This window comes from Kitasatospora sp. NPDC059327 (genome assembly GCF_042752535.1).
In the GTDB taxonomy this organism is placed as follows: domain Bacteria; phylum Actinomycetota; class Actinomycetes; order Streptomycetales; family Streptomycetaceae; genus Kitasatospora.
The window spans coordinates 134,624-158,238 of sequence record NZ_JBHYYB010000008.1 but is presented as its reverse complement, the minus strand read 5'-3'; the positions used below and the strand labels follow the sequence as shown (position 1 = coordinate 158,238).

At 75.2% G+C, this 23,615-nt stretch carries 22 protein-coding genes; 5 read left to right on the top strand and 17 right to left on the bottom strand.

Translation table 11 applies throughout. The features are described 5' to 3' along the window. Positions 1–20: 20 nt before the first annotated feature. Together ACFXHB_RS08365 and ACFXHB_RS08360 are read right to left on the bottom strand one after the other, a co-directional pair. Positions 21–152, bottom strand: a complete 132-nt coding sequence (locus tag ACFXHB_RS08365; protein WP_380573035.1) for a hypothetical protein — start codon at positions 150–152, stop codon at positions 21–23. Positions 153–337: 185 nt separating this feature from the next. Continuing rightward, a complete protein-coding gene (locus tag ACFXHB_RS08360; protein WP_380573034.1) occupies positions 338–1,792 on the bottom strand; it encodes an MFS transporter in 1,455 nt (484 codons plus the stop codon). A 116-nt stretch (positions 1,793–1,908) separates the two neighbouring features. Between ACFXHB_RS08360 and ACFXHB_RS08355 the strand changes: the two genes are divergently transcribed. After that, complete coding sequence (locus tag ACFXHB_RS08355; RefSeq protein WP_380573033.1) at positions 1,909–2,328, top strand: winged helix-turn-helix transcriptional regulator; 420 nt, start codon at positions 1,909–1,911, stop codon at positions 2,326–2,328. Positions 2,329–2,395: 67 nt separating this feature from the next. Here the strand turns inward: ACFXHB_RS08355 and ACFXHB_RS08350 are convergent, their stop codons facing one another. Together ACFXHB_RS08350 and ACFXHB_RS08345 are read right to left on the bottom strand one after the other, a co-directional pair. Continuing rightward, positions 2,396–3,034: an FMN reductase gene (locus ACFXHB_RS08350; RefSeq protein WP_380573032.1), complete on the bottom strand. Its 639-nt coding sequence runs from the start codon at positions 3,032–3,034 to the stop codon at positions 2,396–2,398. Continuing rightward, positions 3,031–4,143: an LLM class flavin-dependent oxidoreductase gene (locus ACFXHB_RS08345; protein ID WP_380573049.1), complete on the bottom strand. Its 1,113-nt coding sequence runs from the start codon at positions 4,141–4,143 to the stop codon at positions 3,031–3,033. Before ACFXHB_RS08345 ends, ACFXHB_RS08350 begins: the two co-directional genes overlap by 4 nt. Positions 4,144–4,331: 188 nt before the next feature. Between ACFXHB_RS08345 and ACFXHB_RS08340 the strand changes: the two genes are divergently transcribed. Further along, positions 4,332–5,093, top strand: coding sequence for a PP2C family protein-serine/threonine phosphatase (locus ACFXHB_RS08340; protein ID WP_380573031.1), 762 nt, complete (start codon positions 4,332–4,334; stop codon positions 5,091–5,093). An 87-nt stretch (positions 5,094–5,180) separates the two neighbouring features. Here ACFXHB_RS08340 and ACFXHB_RS08335 read toward each other — a convergent pair whose 3' ends face one another. Next, complete coding sequence (locus tag ACFXHB_RS08335) at positions 5,181–7,679, bottom strand: collagenase (RefSeq protein WP_380573048.1); 2,499 nt, start codon at positions 7,677–7,679, stop codon at positions 5,181–5,183. Positions 7,680–8,027: 348 nt separating this feature from the next. Further along, on the bottom strand, positions 8,028–8,600 hold the full coding sequence (locus ACFXHB_RS08330) for a DoxX family protein (RefSeq protein WP_380573030.1): 573 nt from the start codon (positions 8,598–8,600) through the stop codon (positions 8,028–8,030). A gap of 239 nt (positions 8,601–8,839) precedes the next feature. Between ACFXHB_RS08330 and ACFXHB_RS08325 the strand changes: the two genes are divergently transcribed. Continuing rightward, positions 8,840–9,436 (top strand): TIGR03086 family metal-binding protein, encoded by a 597-nt coding sequence (locus tag ACFXHB_RS08325; RefSeq protein ID WP_380573029.1) that lies wholly within the window; start codon positions 8,840–8,842, stop codon positions 9,434–9,436. Between the two features lie 184 nt (positions 9,437–9,620). After that, positions 9,621–10,082, top strand: a complete 462-nt coding sequence (locus ACFXHB_RS08320) for a hemerythrin domain-containing protein (RefSeq protein WP_380573028.1) — start codon at positions 9,621–9,623, stop codon at positions 10,080–10,082. Between the two features lie 71 nt (positions 10,083–10,153). Here ACFXHB_RS08320 and ACFXHB_RS08315 read toward each other — a convergent pair whose 3' ends face one another. From ACFXHB_RS08315 to ACFXHB_RS08265, 11 genes are all read right to left on the bottom strand, one after another. Further along, positions 10,154–10,942 carry a VOC family protein gene (locus ACFXHB_RS08315; protein WP_380573027.1) on the bottom strand — a complete coding sequence of 263 codons (789 nt, stop codon included), beginning with the start codon at positions 10,940–10,942 and terminating at the stop codon, positions 10,154–10,156. A 273-nt stretch (positions 10,943–11,215) separates the two neighbouring features. Beyond that, on the bottom strand, positions 11,216–12,679 hold the full coding sequence (locus tag ACFXHB_RS08310; RefSeq protein ID WP_380573026.1) for an ABC transporter ATP-binding protein: 1,464 nt from the start codon (positions 12,677–12,679) through the stop codon (positions 11,216–11,218). After that, positions 12,676–13,503 carry an ABC transporter permease subunit gene (locus tag ACFXHB_RS08305; RefSeq protein ID WP_380573025.1) on the bottom strand — a complete coding sequence of 276 codons (828 nt, stop codon included), beginning with the start codon at positions 13,501–13,503 and terminating at the stop codon, positions 12,676–12,678. Before ACFXHB_RS08305 ends, ACFXHB_RS08310 begins: the two co-directional genes overlap by 4 nt. After that, positions 13,500–14,447, bottom strand: a complete 948-nt coding sequence (locus tag ACFXHB_RS08300; RefSeq protein WP_380573024.1) for an ABC transporter permease — start codon at positions 14,445–14,447, stop codon at positions 13,500–13,502. Before ACFXHB_RS08300 ends, ACFXHB_RS08305 begins: the two co-directional genes overlap by 4 nt. After that, positions 14,444–16,036: an ABC transporter substrate-binding protein gene (locus ACFXHB_RS08295; RefSeq protein WP_380573023.1), complete on the bottom strand. Its 1,593-nt coding sequence runs from the start codon at positions 16,034–16,036 to the stop codon at positions 14,444–14,446. Before ACFXHB_RS08295 ends, ACFXHB_RS08300 begins: the two co-directional genes overlap by 4 nt. A 4-nt stretch (positions 16,037–16,040) precedes the next feature. Then, entirely contained in the window at positions 16,041–16,868 is an 828-nt protein-coding gene (locus ACFXHB_RS08290) for a class I SAM-dependent methyltransferase (protein WP_380573022.1), read from the bottom strand. Further along, positions 16,865–18,070 carry an MFS transporter gene (locus ACFXHB_RS08285; protein ID WP_380573021.1) on the bottom strand — a complete coding sequence of 402 codons (1,206 nt, stop codon included), beginning with the start codon at positions 18,068–18,070 and terminating at the stop codon, positions 16,865–16,867. The genes ACFXHB_RS08290 and ACFXHB_RS08285 overlap by 4 nt, the downstream gene beginning before the upstream one ends. After that, complete coding sequence (locus ACFXHB_RS08280) at positions 18,067–19,227, bottom strand: dipeptide epimerase (protein WP_380573020.1); 1,161 nt, start codon at positions 19,225–19,227, stop codon at positions 18,067–18,069. Before ACFXHB_RS08280 ends, ACFXHB_RS08285 begins: the two co-directional genes overlap by 4 nt. Then, positions 19,224–20,384, bottom strand: coding sequence for a pyridoxal-phosphate dependent enzyme (locus ACFXHB_RS08275; RefSeq protein WP_380573019.1), 1,161 nt, complete (start codon positions 20,382–20,384; stop codon positions 19,224–19,226). Before ACFXHB_RS08275 ends, ACFXHB_RS08280 begins: the two co-directional genes overlap by 4 nt. Continuing rightward, positions 20,381–21,262: a Rossmann-like domain-containing protein gene (locus ACFXHB_RS08270; protein WP_380573018.1), complete on the bottom strand. Its 882-nt coding sequence runs from the start codon at positions 21,260–21,262 to the stop codon at positions 20,381–20,383. Before ACFXHB_RS08270 ends, ACFXHB_RS08275 begins: the two co-directional genes overlap by 4 nt. Next, on the bottom strand, positions 21,259–22,653 hold the full coding sequence (locus tag ACFXHB_RS08265; protein WP_380573017.1) for an ATP-grasp domain-containing protein: 1,395 nt from the start codon (positions 22,651–22,653) through the stop codon (positions 21,259–21,261). Before ACFXHB_RS08265 ends, ACFXHB_RS08270 begins: the two co-directional genes overlap by 4 nt. 179 nt (positions 22,654–22,832) lie before the next feature. Here ACFXHB_RS08265 and ACFXHB_RS08260 point away from each other — a divergent pair, with 179 nt between their 5' ends. Continuing rightward, positions 22,833–23,390 carry a GNAT family N-acetyltransferase gene (locus tag ACFXHB_RS08260; RefSeq protein ID WP_380573016.1) on the top strand — a complete coding sequence of 186 codons (558 nt, stop codon included), beginning with the start codon at positions 22,833–22,835 and terminating at the stop codon, positions 23,388–23,390. The last annotated feature ends 225 nt before the right edge of the window (positions 23,391–23,615 follow it).

Below are 23,615 nucleotides of genomic sequence, written 5' to 3'. Positions count from 1 at the left end.
CAGTCCGCCGGTCCGTCGACTCAAGCGCCCGGCAGTCGGGCCGGCACCCGGCCGGCGTGCTGGGGCGGGAGATCGTCGTCGGTGTAGGTGATCGCGCGGCCGGGCGGGACGCCGGGGAGCGCGAGCGCGGGGTGCTCCCGCGTCGCGTTCACCCGGGGCCCGCCGTCCGCCCGTGGCGCGCGGGGGCGGCGCTCGGGGCGTGACGGGCCGACGACAATCTGATCATGTGTACGATTACACCGCATAACGGACATTTAGGCACGGCCAACACACACCCGTTCGGCCCTCGACCAAGGGGAGCCGTCGAGGGCCGAACGGGTGGCGCGACGTCAGCCGGTCAGCCGGACACCTCGCGGCCGGCCGCCGCGCGCCGTCGCCCCAGACCCGTCGCGGTCACCAGCGCGCCCAGCAGGACCGCCACCACCGGCACCACCAGCGCCGCCCGGAACCCGTCCAGCCCCGCCCGCGCGCCGCCGCCGGCCTCGGTCGCGGCCAGGTTCACCGCCGTCACCGCCGAGAGCCCGAGCGCCGCGCCGAACTGGAACGCGGTGTTGAGCAGCCCGCCGGCCAGGCCCTGCTCGTGCTCGGCGATCCCCTCGGTGGCGGCGATGGTCAGCGGCCCGTACGCGAGGGCGAAGGCCAGCCCGGTCAGGATCATGGTCGGGAACATCATCGGATAGGTCCAGTCCAGCCCCACCGGCAGGAACAGCGCGTAGGACAGCGCCGCCAGGCAGAAGCCGCCGAGGATCACCCGGGCGTTCCCGAACCGCTGGACCAGCTTCGGCGTGAGGGTGGGCGCCAGCACCGCGTCCACCCCGACCGCGAGCAGCGCCAGACCGGTCTGCACCGGGGACCAGCCGCGCAGGTCCTGCAGATAGAGGGTGACGACGAACTGGAAGCCGAAGAAGGAGCCGGCGAAGAGCATCGCGCCGAGGTTGGCCCGCACCAGCGCGCCGGACCGCAGCAGGCCGAGCCGGACCAGCGGCGAGGCCGAGCGCCGCTCGATCGCCACGAAGGCCGCCAGCAGGGCGAGCCCGCCGGCCAGGATGGCCGCCGTCCGGCCCGCCGAGGCACCCGGCTCGCCGAGCCGGACCACGGTGTAGACCAGCAGCAGCATGGCGCCGGTCACCGCGACCGCCCCGGCCAGGTCGAAGCGCTCGCCGGCGCGCCGCACGGGCGGTTCGTCGCGCGGGATCAGCGGCAGGGCCGCCAGCAGCAGAGCGCCCGCCAGCACCACCGGGGCGAAGAACACCCAGCGCCAGCCGACCGCCGTCAGCAGCCCGCCGGCCACCAGGCCGAGCGAGAAGCCGGCCGCCGCCGTGCCCGCGTACACCAGCAGCGCGCGGTTGCGCCGGGGGCCCTCGGCGAACGTGGTGGTGATGACCGCCAGCCCGGCCGGGGTCATGAAGGCCGCCGAGAGCCCGGTCACGAACCGGGCCAGGATCAGCACCCACCCCTCGGTGGCCAGCCCGCCCAGGCCGGAGAAGAGCACGAAGACGGTGAGCCAGAGCAGGAACATCCGACGCCGGCCCAGCAGGTCGGCCGTCCGGCCGCCGAGCAGCATGAACCCGCCGTACCCGAGGACGTAGGCGCTCAGCACCCAGCTGAGGGCGCCGGTGGACATGCCCAGGTCGGCGCGGATCGACGGCAGCGCCACGTTCAGCATGGCGACGTCGATGCCCTCCAGGAAGATCGCGCCGCAGAGGACGAGGAGCACGGCGGCGTCCCGCCCGCCGAGGCGTGGCGGCGCCCCGGGGGCGGCGGTTCCGGGCACGGCTGAGGACACGGACATGGGAGGTCTCCTGGCGCAGAACGGGGGGAGGCGAGGGACGGCCGCGACACGGTTCCTGTTCGGCCGGTCGGTTCCCTCTTGTAACCACTCGTCATCCTGCGGCAGCATCAGGAGGCATGGAAGAAGGCACTTTGAAGTTACCGACGCACTGCGCGGGTACCGAGGACGACTACGACGTCCTGCAGTGGGACACGCGGGAGGACTGCGAGGTCCGGCAGATCCTCGACCGGGTCGCCGACAAGTGGTCCCTGCTGGTCATCGCCCTGCTCGACCGCCGGTCGCTGCGCTTCACCGAGCTGCGGCGCGCGATCGACGGCGTCAGCCAGCGGATGCTGACCGTGACGCTGCGCCAGCTGGAGCGGGACGGCCTGGTCTCCCGGACGGTCCACCCCGTCGTCCCGCCCCGGGTGGACTACGCGCTCACCCCGCTCGGGCGGACCCTGCACGCCACCATCCAGTCGCTGGTCCACTGGACGCAGACGCACCAGCGGGAGATCGCGACGGCCCGGGCCGCGTACGACGCCCGGACCGTCTGACGCCCGCGGGCGCACGACCGAGGGGCGGGCCGGCCGGCCCGCCCCTCATCCGCGCCCGGCCGCGCCGTCAGACCCGCAGGGCCGCCAGCTGCTCGGCGAACGGCACCACGGCCACCGGCTCGGCCGACGCCGCCGCCGGCTCCTCCGACGGGCCGCGCCCGGCCACCAGGGCGGCCAGCTCGCCGGCCGCCCGGTCGATCCGGCCCGGCAGACCGTCGGTGTGCCGGTCCCCCGTCGCACCCCAGTCGTCCGTCGCCGCGTACACCGCCGTGGGGACGACCACCGACCGCAGATAGCCGAACAGCGGCCGGACGGCGTGCTCCAGGGCGAGCGAGTGCCGGGGAGTGCCGCCGGTGGCGGCGATCAGCACCGGCTTCCCGGCGAGCGCGTCGTGGTCGATCACGTCGAAGAAGGACTTGAACAGACCGCTGTAGGACGCGGTGAAGATCGGCGTCACGGCGATCAGGCCGTCCGCACGCGTCACCGCCTCGACCGCCGCGCGCAGCTGCGCACCCGGGAACCCGGTCACGAGGTTGTGCGCGATGTCGGTGGCGAGGTCCCGCAGTTCGATCACCGTGACGTCCACCGCCCCGCCGGAGGAGCCGAGTCGGCGGACCGTCGACTCGGCCAGCCGGTCGGCCAGCAGGCGCGTCGAGGACGGCTTGCTCAGCCCGGCGGTCACCACCACCAGTCGGTACGCGCTCACTTGGCCACCTCCGTGGTCTCCTCCTGCTGCCGCGCGGCGAGTTCGGCCGCGACCCGGGACGCGTGCGTCGGCCCGTCCGGGACGCCGGCCGGGCGGCCCTTGGCGAACTCCGCGCGCAGCACCGGCACGACCTCCTCGCCGAGCAGGTCCAGCTGCTCCAGCACCGTCTTCAGCGGCAGACCGGCGTGGTCCATCAGGAAGAGCTGACGCTGGTAGTCGCCGAACGACTCGCGGAAGGTCAGCGTCTTCTCGATGACCTCCTGCGGGCTGCCCACGGTGAGCGGGGTCTGCTCGGTGAACTCCTCCAGCGAGGGCCCGTGCCCGTAGACCGGCGCGTTGTCGAAGTACGGGCGGAACTCGCGCACCGCGTCCTGCGAGTTCTTCCGCATGAACAGCTGCCCGCCGAGCCCGACGTAGGCCTGCTCCGCCGTGCCGTGCCCGTAGTGGGCGTAGCGCTCGCGGTAGAGGTCGACCAGCTTCTGGAAGTGCTCCTTGGGCCAGAAGATGTTGTTCGCGAAGAAGCCGTCACCGTAGTAGGCGGCCTGCTCGGCGATCTCCGGGCTGCGGATCGAGCCGTGCCAGACGAACGGCGCGACGCCGTCCAGCGGGCGCGGGGTGGCGGTGAAGGACTGCAGCGGGGTGCGGAAGCGGCCCGACCAGTCCACCACGTCCTCGCGCCAGAGCTGGTGCAGCAGCGCGTAGTTCTCGATCGCGAGCGGGATGCCCTGGCGGATGTCCTTGCCGAACCACGGGTACACCGGGCCGGTGTTGCCGCGGCCCATCATCAGGTCGACCCGGCCGTCCGCGAGGTGCTGGAGCATCGCGAAGTCCTCGGCGATCTTCACCGGGTCGTTGGTGGTGATCAGCGTGGTCGAGGTGGAGAGGATGAGGCGCTCGGTCCGCGCGGCTATGTAGCCGAGCATGGTGGTCGGCGAGGACGGGACGAACGGCGGGTTGTGGTGCTCGCCGGTCGCGAAGACGTCCAGGCCGACCTCCTCGGCCTTGCGGGCGATGGCCACCATCGCCTTGATCCGCTCGTGCTCGGTCGGGGTGCGGCCGGTGGTCGGGTCGGGGGTGACGTCACCGACGGTGAAGATTCCGAACTGCATGCTGCTCACCACACTCCTGGTGGATCCCGGGATCCGGGTCCGATCGTCAAAGTTTCAACCACCTTAGCACCGGCCGCTCCGCCGGTATTCCCCGGCGCGCCCCGGATGCCGTCCACGGCTGCACGGCGGGCGCGACAATGGGAGGTGCAAGGACGGCCGACCCGGAGTCCCGGAAGGGCGGCGAGCCGATGGCGGCCTACATCGCGGTGAGTGCGCTGAGCCACGAGGGCCTGGTGCGCGAGCACAACGAGGACAGCCTGACGGTCGGACCGTGGACACTCTGCGCGACCGTGACCGGCAATCCGCAGACACTGCTGTTCCCGACCGCCCTGCCGTGCGTGGTCGCGGTCTCGGACGGGCTCGGCGGGCACCCGGGCGGCGAGGTCGCGAGCGCGCTGGTGGCCCGCCGGCTGGCCGCCCTCGGGCCCGGCCTGGACGGCGAGGAGTCCGTCCGGGCGGCCCTGCAGTCCTGCAACCGGGCGGTGTACGCCGCCGCGGCCGACGACCCGGGACTCGCCGCGATGGGCACCACGGTCGCGGGCGTCCTGCTGCTCCCCGGGCAGGCCGTCACCTTCAACGTCGGCGACAGCCGGGTCTACCGGGTGGAGCCGGACGGGCTGCGCCGGGTCAGCGTGGACGACAGCCCCCCGCCGGCGCCCGGACGCCGGACCACCTCGCTGATCACCCAGTCCCTGGGCGGCTCGCTCGGTCTGACCTTCGTCGAACCGCACGTGCGCAGCGCGCCGCTGGCGGTCGGCGACCGCTATCTGGTGTGCAGCGACGGGCTGACCGACCCGGTGCCGGAGGAGGAGCTGTCCACGCTGCTGACGCACTCCTACGAGGACACCGAACGCGCCGACGGACGGGCGGTGTTCGAGCTCTGGAAGGCGGCGATCGAGGCGGGCGGGCCGGACAACATCACGGTGGCGCTGGTCCGGATCGCCGGATGAGCGGGCGGGCGCCGCCGCACGCACGCACGCGGGAGGCCCCGGCGGAGCGCCGCACGCGCTCCGCCGGGGCCTCCGGTCGAGGGACCGTCAGAACTCGGCCTTCATGGTCACCCCGCCGAAGCCCTGCTGGGCGTAGAGGCTGGCGTACACGTAGCCGGCCGGCGGGTTGTCGATGGTGAGGGTCTCGCCGTTGCCGGCGTTGGCCGACCGGGCGGTGTAGGCGTTGGTGTACGCCCAGGAGGAGGAGTTGAAGTAGAGGTCGGCGTTGCCGGTGCCCCCGCTGCTGGTGAGCTTCAGCTGCTTCGTCCCGGCCGGGACGTACAGGTAGAAGTGGACGTAGTTGCCGGTGGTGGCGGTCGCGTTGCCGCGCACGCAGTTCCGGTCCAACTGGCGGATGTCGGTGCCGGAGCACTCGGGCAGAGTGGTGGCCGTGACGGTCACGGTCTGGCTGGTGCTCGCGGTGGCGCCCTTGTCGTCGGTCACGGTGAGCTTGACGGTGTAGGTACCGGCCGCGGCGTACGACTTGGCCGGGTTGGCGGCGGTGGAGGTGCTGCCGTCGCCGAAGTCCCAGGCGCGGGCGGCGATGGTGCCGTCCGCGTCGGTCGAGCGGTCGGTGAAGGTGACGGCCAGGCCGCTGACGGCGCTGGTGAAGGCCGCCGTGGGCGCCTGGTTGCCGCCCGGGGCGGTGCCGCAGGCGCCGGTGTTGCAGGCGGTCAGCCAGGCGTCGAAGTCGGCGTCGTAGCGGGTGCCGATGGTGGTCGTCAGGTAGCCGCGGGCCCCGGCCCAGTCACCGGCGCGGTACTTGGCGAGCACCGCGTCCATGTCCGAGCGGCGCTTCTCCAGCATGTAACGGACGGCCAGGTAGCCCCAGTTGTAGACGCGGGTCTGGTCGGCGTTGTCGTAGGTGGTGTCGAACAGCGTGCTCAGGCTGTAGGTGTGCCGGCCGGCCTCGGCGATCGCCGCGTCGTACGACACCTTGCGGTACGAGTAGGAGACGTACTCGGCGAAGCCCTCGACCCACCAGACGGTCGGCGTGGTCATGCCGGCGTTGAAGTCGCCGAACATGTCGAACCGGCCGTCCAGGTAGTGCGTGTACTCGTGGTTGAGGTTCCAGATCTGGAAGTCCGGGCGCACCCACTCGGCCTCGTAGGCGAGGAAGCGCGGCTGGTTGCCGACCGTGGCCGGGTTGCCCTCCAGGTACATGCCGCCGTTGTTGGTGTTGATGCCGTAGATGATCGCGGCGAACACCCCGTAGTCGAAGCGGCCGTGGAAGACCACGACCTCGATCGTGGTGTTCCTGTCGTTGGCGACCGGGCCGCCGTCCCGGGCCACCGCGTGGAAGTACGCGTCCTGGCCGGTCAGGCTGGAGCAGGCGGTGGCCAGCTGGGTGGAGTCCAGGGCCTGCGCGATGATCTTGATGCTCGGGCTGCAGGTGTAGTTGACCGTCAGGTTGGCCGCCTTGAGGCGGTTGGCGGCGTCACAGGTGCCGTAGTACGAGCAGGTGGCGTTGTCGTACGCGGTCACCATCTCGGCGACGGCGGCCCACTGGTAGGCGGTGCGGCCACCGACCGAGGACTGGTCGACCAGGCCCTTGAGCAGCGGGCGGTCCTTGGCCTGCAGCGGGGCGTACTGGATGAAGCGGCCCATCTCGCGGGCGGCGTTGTAGACCAGGAAGCCGTAGTCACCGCCGAGCAGCGCGTTGTTGGCGGCGGCGAAGCCGTACAGCGAGTCCAGCACGCTCGGGTCGGACTGGACGGCGGCGACGAAGGCGGGCAGCTGGTGGCCGCGCCACAGCACGGTGAAGACGCCGTTGAGCGCGTTGCCCATGCCGGCCGGGTTGTGGGTGGCGCTGTTGTAGTCGGCCAGCATGCGCTTGACGACGTACAGGTAGCGGGCGTTCTCCTGCGCGCTGTCGATCAGCACGACGGCCTCGCCCAGCGTCCCGGCGTTGTCGGAACTGACGTCACGCGAGTGGGAGTTGGCGAAGAAGGCGTCCAGCGCGCCGCGGATCGAGGTCTGCAGGGCGGTGCCGTAGGCGCCGACGTCGGTGGGGTGGTACCACTGCACGAAGTAGCCGGCGCGCAGGTAGAGCACCAACTGCTGGGCGGAGGTGGTGTTGTTGCCCGGGTAGGACGCCGCGGTGTCACGCAGGGCGTCGGCCACGGTGGCCATCTGGGCCTCGCGGAACGCCCCGTTGGCGTCGGCGCCGGTGAGGTTGAACAGCTGGTTGACGCAGCCGACCTCGACGGACTTGATCTGCTGGACCAGCGCGCCGCCGGTCCGGCCGGTGAAGTCACCGACGTTGCAGGCCGCGGCCGTCGCGGCGGCCGACCGCTGCCCGGCGGACTTCGCCGACTTGGCCGACGCGGCGGCCGAGTCGGCCTCCGCGGGCGCGGTGGCCGAGAGCGGGGCCCGGTCGTTGGCCGGTACCGGCCGGTTCTTGCCGCCGTCGTCCGGGGCGGCGCCGATGCCGGGCTGCGGGGCCGGGCCCGCGGGGGTGGCGGGCGCGGTGCCGCCGGACTGCGGCGTGGCCTGGACGGGGGCGGCCTGGCCGCGCGGGGCGAACAGGCCGAACGCCAGGAGCATCGTCAGGGCGACCGTCAGCAACCGTGCCAGTTGCGGCAGTCGCGACAGGGGTCGTGCGGTTCTCACGTGGGGGCCTCCGGGCCTTCTTCGGCCGCGCTGGGGGACGCGACCGTGACGGGAGTGAGGACCGTTGCGACGGCGCCGCCCAGCGGCTCCGTCGTGCACACGGTGGGGAGTGTGACATGTACAATGGCATACATCACATGACGTGTGAACCCCCCGGACACGGGACTTCCTCGGCCGGCGACGGCGAACGGCCGTCGCGCCGAGGATTCGACTCCTCGGCACAACGGCCGTTCGTGCCTTACGAGCTGACCGGGCGTGCGCCGCGCGGCCGGCCCGGGCGGCTCACTTGCGCAGCAGCAGGATGACGCCGGCGGTCACCAGGCCCACCACGACCGCGGCCGCGCCGTACGCCAGCCGGTGCGCCCGCAGGACGGGCAGGAAGCGGTCCACGGCGTAGCGGCCGGGCCCGGTCAGGGCGAGCGCGGCGGCACCGGCGATGAGCAGCAGTTCGTACTCGCTGCCCTTGGGCGCGAAGAAGCCGCCGCCCCAGGTGACGGCGAGCGCGTTGACCATGGTGCCGAGGATGGCGGCGGCGGCCAGCGGGGTCAGCAGGCCGACGGCGAGCGCCAGGCCGCCGAGGGTCTCGGTGAGACCGGCGACCACGGCCATCGCGTCGCCGGCCGGGTAGCCGCTCATGGTGAAGAACTGACCGGTGCCGTCGAGACCGCCACCGCCGAACCAGCCGAAGAGCTTCTGGCTCCCGTGCGCGGCCATGGTCAGGCCGAGGGCCAGGCGCAGCAGGAGCAGGCCGGCGTCGTAGGCGTGCGGCGACGTCGCCGCGGGCTCGGGGGCGGCCCGGCCCGGGAGGACGGTGGCGGTGGTGGGGGCGGTCGTGCTCGGGCTGGTGCTCGGCATGCGCGTCTCCATCGATCGGGTTCGGTCGGAGCAGAGGGGATCACGGGCGATTACGGGTGGAGCAGTCGTTCAAATTCGAACCGGCCGCCGTTCGACCGTACCTGGAAGTTCGAATTTGAACAACCGCCGCGAGTGCGGGGAGTGAGCGGACGGGCACGCGAACCGCCCGGTGCGGCGGCCGCCCGGACGGCGCGCGGCGGCCGGTCGCGAGCCGCACCGGGCGGGGGCAGGGTGGAGACATGGCTCACCGCGGGGAACACCGGCGGCCGGCGCGGCCCGGCACGCCCTACGCCGAGGCGCTGGCCGCGTTCGGCGAGCGCGTCCGGCTGGTCGCGCCCGACCAGTGGGACGCGCCCACGCCGTGCACCGACTGGTCGGTCCGGGACGTGGTCAACCACCTCACCGGCGAGCAGCTCTGGGTGCCCGAGCTGCTGATGGGCTCGACCGTCTCCGAGGTCGGCGGCCGCTTCGACGGCGATGTGCTCGGCAGCGCCCCGGCCGACGCCTGGACGGCCGCCGCCGAGGCCGCCCGCGCCGCATTCGAGGTGCCCGGCGCCACCGAGCTGACCGTCCACCTCTCGTTCGGCGACGTCTCCGCCCAGTACTACCTGGACCAGCTCACCACCGACGCCGTCGTGCACACCTGGGACCTCGCCGAGGGGATCGGCCACCGCACCCGGCTGCCGGCCGGCCTGGTCGACTTCGCGATCGGCGAGATGGCGGGCTACGGCGACCTCTCGGGCAGCGGGCTGTTCGACCCGCCGCTGCCGGTGCCGGACGGCGCGGGCCCGCAGACCCGGCTGCTCGCCCTCGCCGGGCGCCGCGACCGGCCGTAACACCCCGGGCCCGGGGGTAGGCCGGGGCCGGCCCCGGCCGGTCCGGGCACCACCCCGGACCGCGGTCACCCGGAGTTGTCCCCGGCCACCCGCGGGTGACCCGGCCGGACCCCGACGGCACGGGTGCCCGACGCCGGATACTGGAGGTGTCGGGGGGCATCACCGGACGAGAGGCGGGCGCGCCATGAGCCGCAGGCCTGACATCCTCGGCGAGTTCACCGCCGACCACCGGGCGGTGACGGAGCTGCTCGCCCGGATCGAGGCCGCGCCGGACGGTGCGCCCGAGCGCGGCGAGCTGGTCGGCCGGCTGACCGACCTGCTGTTCAGCCACTGCTCCGCCGAGGAGGAGCACCTCTTCCCGGCCGTCCAGCACGATGTGCCGGACGGCGGGGCGCTGGTGTTCACGAGCATCCACGCCCATCTCGCGATCGGCCAGTACCTCTCCGACCTGCAAGGGGTGAGCCCCGGGGAGCCGGCCTTCGCCACCCTGTACCGGGGGCTCGCCGACACCGTCCGCCGGCATCTCGCGGTGGAGGAGGAGCAGCTCTTCCCGGTCGCCAGGAAGGCGCTGCCCGCCGCCGAACGGGCCGCGCTCGGGGACCGGCTGCGGACCGAACGGCAGGCGCTCGCGGAGCAGGGGCCGTAGCAGCGGGCCCGGCCGGGCCCGCTCCGGCTCCTCCGGCTGCTCCGGCTCCGGTGGCAGCCGCGGCTCCGGGCTCAGCCCTTGGGGCTGATCACCGCGAAACGTCCGCCCTCCGGGTCCTGGAGGCGGGCCACCCGCCCGTACGGCGAGTCGAAGGCCGGCCCGATCGCCGTGCCGCCCAGTGCCCCGGCCCGGGCCACCGCCGCGTCGGTGTCCGGCACCGAGAACGACACCTCCCAGTGCGGCGACAGCCCGGTCGGACCACCCGCCAGCTCCCTGGCCAGGGCCGCCACACTGTGCCCCTCGGCCCGCAGCACCACCCGGTCGTGCTCCCAGCGCACCTCGAAACGCTCCGGGTCGCGGCCGTCCCACCGGAACACCTCTCCGTAGAACAGCGCGGCCGCGAACGGGTCCGGTGTGCGCAGCTCGATCCAGACCGGCGCGCCCGGCAGGTCCAGCCGCCGGGCCCGGCCCGGCGGGCCCTCCCAGATCCCGAACACCGCACCCGCCGGGTCGGCGGCGAACGCCACCCGCCCGGCGTCGAAGGACAGCGGGCCGACCGCCAGGGTCGCGCCGCGCTCACGGACCGCGTCCGCGGCGGCGTCGGCGCTCTCCGTCCCGAAGTAGCTGGTCCACGCGACGGGCATCTGCCAACCACTGCCGGCGACGCCCAGCCCGGCCACCGCCTCGTCACCGGCCACCGCGTGCACGTACGGGCCGAAGCGGTCCGGTCCGGGCTCGAACTCCCAGCCCAGCAACGGCCCGTAGAACGCCTTCGCCGCGTCGAGATCGAGCGCCATCAGGCTCACCCAGCACGGAACGGCCGCCACGCAGCGCACCCTGGCGGTCTCACCGCTGCCCATCGCGCACCTCCTCGGCGCCCGGCCGCCGGGCCCCTCCCGACTCCCACGGCCTAGCGGCCGCCCGGGCGACTTCAGCCTAGGCCGACATGCCGACCCGGGCGCGGCACGGCGCGCAGAGGGCAGCGCTCGCGGCGCCCGGCGGGCGCGCGGTCACCGGCCGGGCGCGGACCGGGCGCGCCCGCGGCCCCCGCCGCGGCAGGACGGGTGCGTACCGCACCGTGACGGGTGCCGCACCTCCCGGAGCGAGTCGCGCGACGCGCGCCGGCGGGGCGCTCACGACGGGCCCGCCGGCGCGGCCGGACCGGTGGTCCGGCACCGCGGGGCCGGACCGGGCGGCCCGGGCAGCAGCCGGCCGCCGTCCATGGTGAGGACCGAGTCCGCGAGCACGTCGACGGCGGTCGGGTCGTGGGTGACGAACAGCAGCGCGAGGCCGGAACCGGTCCGCAGCTGCGCGAGCCGGCCGAGGATCGCCGCCCGGGTGCCGGCGTCCAGGCCGGAGGTGATCTCGTCGCACACCAGGACCGTCGGGCGGGCGATCAACGCCCTCGCCAGGGCGGCTCGTTGCAGCTCGCCGCCGGAGAGTTCGGCGGGTGGGCGAGCTGCCTGGGCCGGGCCGAGGCCGAGCTCGGCGAGGAGCGCGCGGGCCTCCTCGGCGGCCGCCGGCCCGCGCAGACCGCGCAGCCGGACGGCCGCCCGGGCGACCTGTCCACCGACCGGGCGGCCGTCCGCGAAAGCCGACCGGGCGTCCTGGAACACGTACTGCACGGCGGCCAGTTGGGCGCGGTCCCGGCGCCGGACGCTGCGCGGCAGCGACAGGCCGTCGAGCCGCAGTTCGCCCCGGTGGCGGGAGTGCAGACCGGCCAGACAGCGGCCCAGGGTGGTCTTGCCGCTGCCGGAGCGGCCGACCAGGGCCACGCACTGCCCGGCCCGGAGCGTGAGGCGCACGTCGTGCAGGACGGTGGCGCCACCGGGGTGGTGGGCCGTGAGGCCGGTGACGGCGAGCCGGACCGGGGCGGGCTCGGCGTGCGGGCGCGGTCCGACAGGGGCGGTCCCGGGCGCCCGCGCCGCCGGAACGGGCACGGTGAGCACCTCCGACGGCGGGCCGCAGCGCCGTACCCGGCCCGCCTCCAGGACGACCACCTCGTCCGCCGTCTCCGCCACCACGCCGAGGTCGTGGCTGAGCAGCAGGATGCCCGCCCCGCGGGCGGCCAGGGCACGGAGCAGGGCGGTGAGCCGGGCCTTGGTGCGCGCGTCCTGGCCGGTGGTGGGCTCGTCGGCGACGATCACCCGGGCACCGAGCAGCAACGCCTGGGCGAGCACCACGCGTTGCTGCTGGCCGCCCGACAGCTGGTGCGGGAAGCGCCGCGTCACGCCCTCCACGTCGGCCAGTTCGGCGTCCCGCAGGGCCTGCTCCAGGGCGGCCGGACCGGCACCGGTCCGGCGCGCGATGTCGCGCAGCAGCACACCGACCCGGCGGGCCGGGTTGAGCACGGTGGCGGGGTGCTGCGGGAGGTAGCCGATCGGGCCGGCCGCCGCGGTGACCGTACCGGAGACCCGCGCCCCGGGCGGGTACTCCCCCAGCAGCGCGAGCGCGGTGGTGGTCTTGCCGCTGCCGGAGGGCCCGACCAGGGCGGTCACCCGGCCCCGGCGCACCCGCAGGCCGACGCCGTCCACCAGGGCCCTCCCGCCGGCCACCACCCGCAGGTCGTCCACCCGCACCAGCACCGGAGCGGTCATCGTCGCGTCCCCTTCCGGCCGCCGCTGTGCAGGGCGGCGTCGAGCAGCAGGTTGGTACCGGTGGCGAGCCCGGCGATCAGCAGCGCGGGGACGACCACCGCCCAGGGCTGGAGGAGGAGCCCGGGGCGGTTCCGGTCCACCATCACGGCCCAGTCGGCGGCGTCCGGCTGCGCGCCCAGGCCGAGGAAGGCCGCTGTGGCGACCAGGTGGAGCGCGCCGACCAGCCGGGTGCCGGCGTCGGCGGCGAGGGTGCGGCGGACCGACCGGGCCACCTCGCCGAACGCGATCCGGGCCCAGGACTCCCCGTGCAGCCGCAGGGCCTCCACCGCCGGTCGCGCGGCGGCCTCCACGGCGGCCGCGTGCACCACCCGGGCGATGTCGGGAACGGCCGCCAGCGCGACCAGGACGGCCAGTCCGGCCGGCCCGGGCGACAGGACGGTGGCGGCCAGCAGGACGAGCAGCAGCGAGGGCACCGCGATCAGCACGTCCAGCGGCCGCAGCAGCGACTCCTCCAGCCAGGCCCGCCCGGTGAGCGCGGCCGCCAGCGTGAGCGGCAGCGCCAGCGCGTACCCGAGCGCCGTCGCGGCGAGCGCCGCCAGCACCACCGGCCGTCCGCCGAGCAGGATCTGCCGCCAGACGTCGCGCCCGGTGAAGTCGGTCCCCAGCCAGTGCCCGCCGCCCGGGGTGAAGGAGACCGCGCGGGGCCCGGCCTCCCCCGCGAGCAGCGGACCGCACAGCGCGAGCAGCAGCGGCCCGGCGATCAGCGCGGCGCCCCACAGGTAGCGGCCCGGGCCGCCGGAGCGCCCGGCCTCCCCGGTCCTCACGCCACCACCTCCGACCGGGGTGCCAGCCGCCGGGCGGCGAGATCGGCGGCCAGGTTGAGCAGTACGGTCAGCACGCCGAACAGCACCGCCAGCGCCTGCACCACCGGGACGTCCCGGGCGGCGACGGCGTCCAGCAGCACGGTGCCGAGGCCCGGGATCACGAACAGCGCCTCGACCACGATCACCCCGCCCAGCAGCCAGTCCGCGGTCCGGGCGAGCTGCTGCGCGGCCGGGGCGAGCGCGTTGGGCAGCGCGTGCGTCCAGCGGACCCGGGCCGGTGCGACGCCGCAGCGCAGCGCGTGGACGGCGTACGGCGCGGCCATCGCCTCGATCAGACCGGCCCGGACCAGCCGGGCGATCGAACAGACCGGGCGGGCCAGCAGCACCACCACCGGCAGCACCAGGACGGCCGGCTGCTGCCGGAGTCCGCCGACCGCGGTCGGCGGCAGCCAGCCCAGCCGCAGTGCGAACACCGCGATCAGCAGCACCCCGAGGGCGAACTCCGGCACCGCGTGGACCGCGAGGGTCAGCGTGCTGATCGCGCGGTCCAGCGGGCCGCCCTCGCGGCGGGCCGCCAGCATGCCCAGGCCGACCGCGGCCGGGACCAGCAGCACCAGGGTGAGCGCCGCCAGCAGCAGGGTCGGCCCGAGCCCGGCGGCCAGGAGGTCGGCCACCGGGCGGCCGCCGGCCAGCGAGCGGCCGAGCTCGCCGTGCGCCAACCCGCCCGTCCAGTCGGCGAATCGCTCGACCGCCGGGCGGTCCAGGCGGAGTGCCGCACGGATCGCGGCGATCCGCGCCGGGTCGGGGGCGTCCCCGGCCAGGGCGACGGCGGCGTCCCCGGGCAGGGCCTCGGTGAGGGCGAAGACCAGCACCGGGACGGCCGCCACCTGGGCCGCGCCGAGCAGCACCCGGCGCCCGGCCCAGGCGCGCAGCGGTGCGGTCATGCCAGCCAGACCTTGTCGAACCGGGCCCAGTCCAGGGTGTTGGCGGGGGCCTGCGCGCCGACCCCGCGCAGGCGGCTCGCGGTGCCGACGATCCAGTCCGCGAAGCCCCAGATCAGGAAGCCGCCCTCGTCGTACAGCCGGCGCTGCATCCGCTCGTAGAGCGCCGCGCGGTCGGCCTGCCCGGCGGTGGACTGGGCCCGCGTGTACAGGTCGTCGAAGTCCGGGTGGCGCCAGTGGCTCGCGTTGGTGGTGGAGTCGGAGAGCAGCCGCTGGGAGACGTGCGACTCGAAGGGCAGCGCGCCCGAGCGGTAGGAGGCGAGCACCCCGCCGTCCAGGATGTCCTTCCAGTAGGTGTCCTTGCTGCCGACCCTCACCTCGACGGTGACGCCCGCCCGCGCCGCCTGCTCCTTGAAGATGCCGGCCGCCTCGACGAAACCGGCGGCGACCGGGGAGGTGTCCAGGGTGACCTTGAGCCCCTCGGCCCCGGCCTCGCGCAGCAGGGCCCGGGCCCGGCCGAGGTCCTGCCGCCGCTGCGGCAGCCCGTCCGGGTAGTACTGGGCGCCCTTGCCGAAGAGGTCGTTGCCGATCTCACCTGCCCCGGAGAGGGCGCCGTCGACCAGCTCCTGCCGGTCGGCGATCAGGAAGAAGGCCTGCCGCACGCGCGGGTCGTCGAAGGGCGGCCGGTCGGTCTTCATCACGAAGCCCTGCATCGCGCTTCCGCGCAGCCGGACGATTCCGATCCGCCCGCTGCCCTGGTGCGCGCGGGCGGTGGCGGGCGTCAACTCGTGGGCGTACTCGACCTGTCCGGCGAGCAGCGCGTTGGCCCGGGCCGATTCCTCGGCGGCGTCGAGGATCTCCAGCTCGTCCAGGTGCGGGGCGCCGTCCCAGTAGCCGTCGAATCGCCGGACCAGCAACGACCTGCCGGGCTCGAAGGCGACGAAGGCGAACGGACCGGAGCCGATCGGCCGGTCGAAGGACTCGGTGCCCTCCGGCACGATGTAGGCGCCGAACGCGGCGAGTACGTTGGGGAATTCGGCGTACGGGCGCTTGAGCCGGAACTCGACGGTACCGGCGTCGACGGCCCGGCTGGCGGCGAGGTCGATCGGTTCGAGGGAGGCGCGGGCCCGGAACGCCCGCTGGGGGTCGGCTATGCGGCGGTAGCTGTGGAGCACGTCGGCGGCGGTGACGGGCCGGCCGTCGTGGAACGCGGCCGGGCGCAGCCGGACCGTCCAGGTGTCCAGGGCGGCGTTGGGCTCCCAGCCGCGCGCCAGCCGGGGCACCGCGGCGAGGTCGGAGCCGAAGTCGGCGAGCTTGTCGTAGAGGGCCTTGGCCCGGGCCGCGTCGGCGAAGAGGTTGGCCAGATGCGGGTCGAGGGTCGTACCGGCTCCCCCGCCCGCGAACACGGCGCGCAGCCGCCCGCCGACGCGCGGCACTTCGACGGCGGCGGTGGAGGCGGTGTCCGCCGACCGGGTGGGGCGGCCCGGGGCGCAGGCCGCCAGGCCGAGGGCGCCCGCGGCGGCGAGCAGGGTGCGGCGGGCGAAGGGACGGTCCGTCCGGTCCGTCCGGTTCATCCGGGTCGTACGGGTCATCCGGTCACGTTCGCTTTCTCGTCCGGCGGCCGGACGGGGTGGAGGAGGAGCCCTGGAGCCGGGCGATCACATGGAGCCGGTCGTCGGCGGCGGTGTCGGCGGGCCGGGCCCCCTCGGTCCAGGCCGGCTCGGTGCGGGGGCCGGGCCGGTCGTAGAGGTCGAGCACGGTGAAGCCGTGGGCCGCGAGCAGTCGGCGGAGCTCCTGCGGGAAGAGCAGCCGCCAGGCGGAGTGCTGCTCGACGGGCGGGGAGCCGTCGTCGGCGGTCCAGGTCCGGGTGCGGCACAGGAGTTGGGCGGCGTGGTCGATCCGGAGCACGGTGCGCGAGGTGCGGGTGACGCCCTCGTGGGTGACGCGGTCGGTGCGCGGGGCGTCGAGGAGGTCGGTGCGGCCGAGGAAGAAGGCACCGTTGCGCATCTCGGCGACCAGCAGGCCGCCCGGGCGCAGATGGCGGCGCAGCCGGCCGAAGAACGCGTCGAGGTCCTCGTTGGTGTGGCAGTACAGGAGGGCGCTGTCCAGGCAGAGCACGGCGTCGAACCGGCCGGGGAGGCGGAAGGTCCGCATGTCGCCGACGTGGTAGTCGGGTCCGGGGTGGTGGGTCCGGGCGTGCCGGATCATCGCCTCCGAGCTGTCGAGGCCGGTGACCGTCCGCCCGGCGGCGCGGTGCAGCCAGCCGGCGTCCCGGCCGGTGCCGCAACCGAGGTCGAGCACCTCGGGCCCGGCGCGGTGGTCCCGGAGCACCGAATCGGCCCATCGGGCGGCGATGAAGCCCGGGTCGGGGAAGCGGAGTTCGTAGAGTTCCGGGGTGTCGGTGAGCAGGTTGTCGCCGGTCATCGGGCCTCGCTGGGGAGTGGGCGGGCAGGGGCGGGGAGCCGCCCGGTGCGGTGCAGCCGGGCGAGCGCGGCGGCGGAGCCGAGACCGAGGGCCGCGCAGAGCAGCCAGGGTGCGGTGGCGGCGGCGTCCATGGCGTGGCCGACGGCCGTGTTGCCGAGGGCGGCGGCGAGGCCGGAGACCACGTAGTACAGGCCGTAGTAGGTGCCGGTCAGGCTGTCGCGGCCGAACGCGGGGATGAGCGTCAGGACGAAGGGCTGCGCGGTCATCAGACCGAGCTGGAGCAGTAGCACGCCGCCGAGGACACCGGGCAGCCCCGGGGCGGTGAGCGGGAGCAGGAAGCCGGTCGCGGCGACGGCGAGGCCGGTCGCGATCCAGCGGGCGGGCGGGCCGTGCCGCTGGAGCAGGGTGGTGACCCGGAGTTGGAGGGCGAGGTTGGCGAGGGTGCTGGTGAGGAAGACCAGGGCGACCGCGCCCGGCCAACCGGTGGCCCGGCGGGCGGCGTCCGGCAGCAGCAGGTAGAGCTGGCTCTCCATGCCGAACAGCCCGACCATGGCGAACGCGAAGCCCAGGAACCTCCGGTCGCGGGCCACTTCGCGCCAGTCGGCGAGCACGCCGCGCGGCGGCGCCGGGACGGCCCGCTCCGGGAGCGCGCACGCCTGCGCGACGGTGAGCAGGGCGAAGACGGCGGCGGCGGTCAGCGCGGCGGCCCGGAAGTCGACCAGCAGCAGGACGGTGCCGAGCAGTGGACCGGCCAGCGCCCCGGTGGTGGCGAACACGTTGAACAGCGCGAACGCCTCGGCCTTGCGGGCGGCGGCCTCGTGCGCCACGTAGGTGCGCACGGCGGGGTTGAACAGGGCGCCGGCCAGCCCGCTGAGCACCGACGCGGCCAGCAGCACGGCGAGCGAGTCGCCGAGGGCGAACAGCGCGAAGCCGACGGAGCGCAGCGCGCAGCCGGCGATGATCACCCGGCGGGCACCGAGCCGGTCGGCGGCCGAGCCGCCGAGGATGAACAGGCCCTGCTGGCTGAGGTTGCGCAGGCCGAGGACGGTGCCGACGGCGAGGGCGGAGAGCCCGAGGTCCTGCCCGAGGTGGCCGGCGAGGTACGGGATGAGCAGGTAGAAGCCGGTGTTCACGCCGAACTGGTTGACCAGCAGCAGCCGTACGGGCTTCGGGAAGCTCCGCACGGCGCGCAGTATCGTCACCGGCCGGCCCGCGGATCCGCGGCGGCGGGCTCCTCGGCCACCGGCTCGGCCACCGACTCGCGGACCGACTCGCGGACCGACTCGCGGACCGACTCGCGGACCGGCTCGGGGACCGGCTCGGGGACCGGGCGGACGCCGAGCCCGGCCCGGTCCGGGGTGCGGACCACGCCGTCGGTGCCGCCGATGCCCCGCCAGGGGTCGTGGGCGAGCAGCAGGTGCCCGTCCAGGTCGATCCAGCGGGCCCGGTCGGCCAGGTGGACGGCCGGGGCGAGGCCGAGCGAGCTGGCGACGAGACAGCCGAGCATCAGTTCGGTGCCGCTGCCCCGGAGCGCGGCCTGGATGCGCAGCACCTGGTGGACCCCGCCGCACTTGGCGAGCTTCAGGTTGACCCCGTGGACACGCCCGGCGAGCCGGCAGGCGTCCTCGTACCCGACGGCGTCCTCGTCGGCGATCACCGGGATCGGCGACCGTTCGGCGACGGCGGCCAGCACGTCCGGGCGGCCGGGGGCGATCGGCTGCTCGACCGCCTCGACACCGGCGGCGGCGAAGGCCGGGAGGAGCCGGTGGGACTGCTCCGCGGTCCAGGCGCCGTTGGGGTCGAGCAGCAGCCGGGCCCCGGGGGCGGCCTCACGCACGGCGTGGACGCGGGCGAGGTCGTCGGCCGGATCGGCGGAGCCGGCCTTGACCTTGAGCACGGTGAACCCGGCGGCCGCGAGCCGGGCGGCCCGAGTGGCGGCCCGGGCCGCCGGTTCGATGCCGATGGTGCGGGCGGTGGCGGCGGCGACCGGCGCCGGTCGGCCGAGCAGCCGGTGGACGGGTTCGCCGGCCCGCTGCCCCACCAGGTCGAGCAGGGCGGCCTCGACCGCGGCCAGCACCCCGGCCGACAGCTCCTTGAACGGGGCCGCGCCGCAGCGGAGTTCGGCGAGTGCCTGGTCCGGATCGGGGAAGCGCTCCAGCTCGGGCCGCAGCGAGCCGAGTTGGCTCCGGATGAGCTCGGCGGGCAGCCGCAGGTAGTCGCTGGCGACGGCCTCGCCGTGGCCGGTGAGGCCGTCGTGGCGCACGGCGATCCGGACGGCGTCGCGCTCGACGGTGACCGAACGGGAGATCCGCAACGGCTCGGCGAGCCGGAGCCGTACGGTACGGACGTCGAGCCTCATCGTCGCTCCTCGGAGAGCTGGTCGGGGCGTTGCTCGGGGAATGGGTCGGGGAATGGGTCGGGGAGTGGGTCGGGGTGATGGCTCGGACCGTGGTCGGCCGGGCCGGACCGCCCGGTGCGGCACCGCGCCCAGCCGGCCACCTCGACGGCGGCCGGGTGCGGGATCTCGATCGGGCGCGGCGCGGCCCGTTCCGGGTCCAGCCCGTGCCGGTGACAGAACGCGTCGTCGTACACCGTCCCCAGGTAGCGGTGCGGGCCGTCGGGGAAGACGGTGGCGACGCAGGCCCCCGGGTGCACCCGGGCGGCCCAGGCGGCGACCAGGGCGACGGCGCCGGTGCTCCAGCCGCCGCTGACGAAGGCGCCGCGGGCCAGCCGCCGGCAGGCGTCGACCGCCTCGGCCGGGCCGACCCAGTGAACCTCGTCGAAGGCCTGGTGGGCGACGTTGCGCGGGTGGATCGAGCTGCCGAGCCCGCGCATCAGCCGGGGCCGGGCGGGCTGGCCGAAGATGGTCGAGCCGACCGAGTCCACGCCGATGATCCGCAGGCCCGGCCAGCGGCGGCGGAGCGGCTCGGCGAGCCCGGCGCTGTGCCCGCCGGTGCCGACACTGCAGACCAGCACGTCCAGATGGTCGAGTTCGGCGGTGATCTCCTGGGCCATCGCCCGGTAGCCGGCCGCGTTGTCGGGGTTGTTGTACTGGTCCGGCCAGTAGGCGCCGGGGAGTTGGCCGAGCAGGGTGCGCAGCCGGGCCAGTCGGGCGGACTGCCAGCCGCCGTGCCGGGCCGGCCGCTCGACGAGCTCCAGCCGGGCGCCGTAGGAGCGGAGCAACTGGCGCATGGACGGTTCGAGTTCGGCGTCACCGACCAGGACGACGGGGTGGCCGAGCGCCTGCCCGGCGAAGGCGAGGCCGATGCCGAAGGTGCCCGAGGTGGACTCCACCACCGTGGCACCGGGCCGGAGTTCACCCCGCTCCTGGGCACCGCGGAGCATCGCCACGGCGGACCGGGCCTTCATCCCGCCGGCGCCGAGCCCCTCCAGTTTGGCCCAGAAGCCGGGGTGCGGGTGCGGCAGCGGGGTGCCGATCCGGGCGAGCGGGGTACGGCCGAGCAGGGGCAGCAGATCGGGGTTGCCGACGGCCGCCGGGGCGAGCAGCGCGGTCACCGGGCGCCACCGCCCGGCCGGCCGCCGTACAGATGGAGCCGGCTGGGGCCGCCGTCGAGCCAGAAGAAGGGGTAGGGCTCGGCGCTGACGGCGGTCACGCCGTCGCCGATCAACCGGGGCAGGACGGCGCTGCCGGTCTGGGCGAAGAGCACCAGCGGCTTTCCGGTGGCGCGGGCGTGGGCGAGCAGCGGGTCGAGCGTGCCGTTGCCGAGGGTCATGCCGGAGGCGAGGATCGCGTCGCAGTCGTCGAGCCGGGCGAGGGCGTCGGCGTGGACCGGCTCGCCCCACTCGGTGCTGCCGCCCTTGAGGTCACACGCCAGGTACTCCATGCCGAGCGAACGAAGTCGCTCCAGCAGGGAGTTGACCACGCCGACGACGAGCACCCGGCGGACCGTCCCGGCCGGGAGCAGCCCGGCGACGGCCCGCGCCCGGGCCCGGGACTTCTCCAGCGAGCCACCGGCCGGGACGGTCACCGGGCGCGCGCCGTGGGCCGGGGCGTGCGGGCGGCAGTGCATCAGGTAGGCGTCGAGCGCGGCGACCCGGACCGGCGTGAGCGGGTGGTCGAGCAGCTCGGCGACGCGGGCGCCGACGCAGTCGGTGAGCGCGTCGGCGGGCAGCTCGCCGGGTTCGACGGCGCAGGAGCCGACGGCCGCGCCGAGGCGCAGACTCAACACCTCGTTGCGGTAGCCGCGGGCGCGCCCGGGGTGCCGCACGGCCTGGGCGGTGGTGAAGGCGAGGGCGATCCGCTGCCCGGCCGGGTCGGGCCCGTACGCACCGGCGCGGGCGTGCCCGGCGATCCGGTCCAGCACGGCACCGGGGAGCGCGGCAGTGGGGAGAACGGCGGCGGGGAGGACGGCGGCGGGGAGGACAGCGGTCACGCGGGCACCGCCGCGGTCCCGGCGGGCGTGTCCGTGCCGGCGGGCACGGCCGGCGCATCCGTGCCGGCGGTCCCGGCGGGCGTGTCCGTGCCGGCGGTCCCGGCGGGCGTGTCCGTGCCGGTCGGCGCGCCGTCGACGGCGTAGCGCGGGGCCAGCGCGGCGAGCAGCCGCTCGGCCTCCCGGCGGGCACCGGCACCGACGGTGTCGGCGGTCATCACATGGCCGAGGTACTCGTTGTTGCTGGTGGCGGGCCGGACGTCGCGGCCGGGACCGGCGAGGTTCAGCTCGACCACGGCGGGCTCGCGCCGGACGGCCGGCTCGCCGTCGAAGCCCTCCAGTACGCCGTCCTGCCCCTCCCCCGGGACCAGGAAGGCGATCGCGGCGCTGCTGACGCCGGTGGGGTGGACGGCCAGGTCCGGCCGGCGCCCCAGGGCGACGTCCACGCAGGCGGCGGCGAGGTCCACGCCGGTGACCCGGCGGACCAGCTCGGTGATCCGGTTGCCGGCCGGGCGCGGATTGACCTCCACCACCCGGGGCCCGGCCGGCGTCAGCTTGATCTCGGTGTGCGCGACGACCTGGTCCAGGCCGAGCGCGGTCAGCGCGGCGACGGCGGTGTCGGCGGCGGCCGCCGCGGCAGCCGGGTCCAGCGCGGCGGGGAACATGTGACCGGTCTCGATGAAGGCGGGCGCGCCGCCGACGCTCTTGTCGGTGATCCCGACGACGTGGACCGCGCCGTCGGCCGACACCGTCTCCACGCTGACCTCGGGGCCGGTCAGCAGCTCCTCCAGCAGGATGACGGGGGCCCGGCGCTGGCCGCGGGCGTTCACCGGAAAGGCCTCCAGCGCCCGCAGCGCGGCATCGAGTTCACCCTCGTCGTGGACCGCGCGGACGAACATCCCGGCGCAGAGGTCCACCGGTTTGACCACCAGCGGGTAGCCGAGCGCCCGGGCGGCGGCCGACGCCTGCGCACGGTCGGCGCAGAGCGCGTACGCGGGCCCGGGGACGCCGGCCCCGGCCAGCGCGCGGCGGGTGAGGTCCTTGCGACAGGCGGCCGTGACGGCGTCCGGGGCGGGCCCGGGCAGGCCGAGCCGCTCGGCCACCCGGGCGACCAGCGGCAGGTAGTAGTCGCAGGAGGAGACCACCCCGTCGAAGCCGAGCACGCCGTGCAGTCGCTCCACGTACGGGAGCAGGGCGGCGGGATCGTTGGTGTCGGTGGTGAGCACGTTCGCCGCGGCGAGCAGCGGGTGCGGGCCCTCGGCGGGCGCCGCCCGCAGGTAGTGGTGCAGGTCGCGGGTGAGGAAGGTGAAGCGGTGGCCGCCCTCCCCCAGCGCCCTGGGCAGCAGCCTGCTCATGGAGCCGACCCAGCTTTCGATCACCAGCAGATGCGCCATGGATCTCCCTCTCGACGACGGGTGCGGCAAGCCGGTCCGACGTGCCGAGGGAGAAGGTAACGGCATTCGTTTTCATTTTCAACACGCTGGCGCCGACTCTCCGGCGGGGCGTCAGATGAAACTCGTTTTCATGTAGGGTGGCGGGAACCCACCCCCGATCCGACCAGTGGAGTTATCTGATGGATCGTCAGGCCGCCTATGAGATCAGGCATGCCCGACCCGAGGACGTGCCCGGTGCGCGCCGGCTGATCCTGGACACGTTCTACCGCGAGTTCGGCTACGGCTACGTCCCCGCCTGGCATGCCGACGTGGTCGACCTCCAGGGGCACTACCTCGACCACCCCCGGCACGCCCTGCTGGTCGCCACCCGTCGCGGCGAGGTGGTCGCCACCACCGCACTGCACTCCAGCGGGCCCGCCCACCCCCCGCACCCGCGCGAGCTGGTCGAGCGCTACCCCTGCGGGACCACCGCCCAGCTCGTCCGGGTCTATGTCCGGGCCGAGCACCGCCGACACGGCCTCGCCCGCGAGCTGGTACGCCGGGCCTGCGAGTTCGCCGCGAGCGAGGGCGGCTACCGGCGGCTCTACCTGCACACCAACACGGCGATCCCCGGCGCCGAGTCGTTCTGGCGCAGCCTCGCCGAGGAGGTGTACGACGCCCGGCCGAGCGGCGAGCACGGGCCCGGCGTCGCCACCGTCCACTTCGAGATCCCGCTGCGCCATCCGGCGGCGGTCTGACCGGCCGGGCGTTCCACCGGCCGGCCGCCCCACCCACTGGACGCCCCACCCGCCGGGCGATCACCCGACCGTCCGCCCGACCGCCCGCGCGAGCGGCGGGCCCGGGCCGAGCGGACGCGCACCGCGCACCTCGCACCTCGCACCTCGACGCACCTCCACCTCGACGCGCCCCCACCCCCACCGGAAGACCCGCGCACGCGATGTGACACAGGTCACCTCGGGAGG

Bases quoted from the DNA above. Each gene is read 5' to 3' on its own strand.
- ACFXHB_RS08330 (WP_380573030.1), bottom strand. From the start codon at position 8,600: ATGCCGAGCACCAGCCCGAGCACGACCGCCCCCACCACCGCCACCGTC.
- ACFXHB_RS08290 (WP_380573022.1), bottom strand. From the start codon at position 16,868: ATGACCGGCGACAACCTGCTCACCGACACCCCGGAACTCTACGAACTC.
- ACFXHB_RS08265 (WP_380573017.1), bottom strand. From the start codon at position 22,653: ATGGCGCATCTGCTGGTGATCGAAAGCTGGGTCGGCTCCATGAGCAGG.
- ACFXHB_RS08340 (WP_380573031.1), top strand. From the start codon at position 4,332: ATGGCGGCCTACATCGCGGTGAGTGCGCTGAGCCACGAGGGCCTGGTG.
- ACFXHB_RS08325 (WP_380573029.1), top strand. From the start codon at position 8,840: ATGGCTCACCGCGGGGAACACCGGCGGCCGGCGCGGCCCGGCACGCCC.
- ACFXHB_RS08345 (WP_380573049.1), bottom strand. From the start codon at position 4,143: ATGCAGTTCGGAATCTTCACCGTCGGTGACGTCACCCCCGACCCGACC.
- ACFXHB_RS08310 (WP_380573026.1), bottom strand. From the start codon at position 12,679: ATGACCGCTCCGGTGCTGGTGCGGGTGGACGACCTGCGGGTGGTGGCC.
- ACFXHB_RS08295 (WP_380573023.1), bottom strand. From the start codon at position 16,036: ATGACCCGTACGACCCGGATGAACCGGACGGACCGGACGGACCGTCCC.
- ACFXHB_RS08360 (WP_380573034.1), bottom strand. From the start codon at position 1,792: ATGTCCGTGTCCTCAGCCGTGCCCGGAACCGCCGCCCCCGGGGCGCCG.
- ACFXHB_RS08335 (WP_380573048.1), bottom strand. From the start codon at position 7,679: ATGCTCCTGGCGTTCGGCCTGTTCGCCCCGCGCGGCCAGGCCGCCCCC.
- ACFXHB_RS08320 (WP_380573028.1), top strand. From the start codon at position 9,621: ATGAGCCGCAGGCCTGACATCCTCGGCGAGTTCACCGCCGACCACCGG.
- ACFXHB_RS08300 (WP_380573024.1), bottom strand. From the start codon at position 14,447: ATGACCGCACCGCTGCGCGCCTGGGCCGGGCGCCGGGTGCTGCTCGGC.
- ACFXHB_RS08280 (WP_380573020.1), bottom strand. From the start codon at position 19,227: ATGAGGCTCGACGTCCGTACCGTACGGCTCCGGCTCGCCGAGCCGTTG.
- ACFXHB_RS08315 (WP_380573027.1), bottom strand. From the start codon at position 10,942: ATGGGCAGCGGTGAGACCGCCAGGGTGCGCTGCGTGGCGGCCGTTCCG.
- ACFXHB_RS08355 (WP_380573033.1), top strand. From the start codon at position 1,909: ATGGAAGAAGGCACTTTGAAGTTACCGACGCACTGCGCGGGTACCGAG.
- ACFXHB_RS08260 (WP_380573016.1), top strand. From the start codon at position 22,833: ATGGATCGTCAGGCCGCCTATGAGATCAGGCATGCCCGACCCGAGGAC.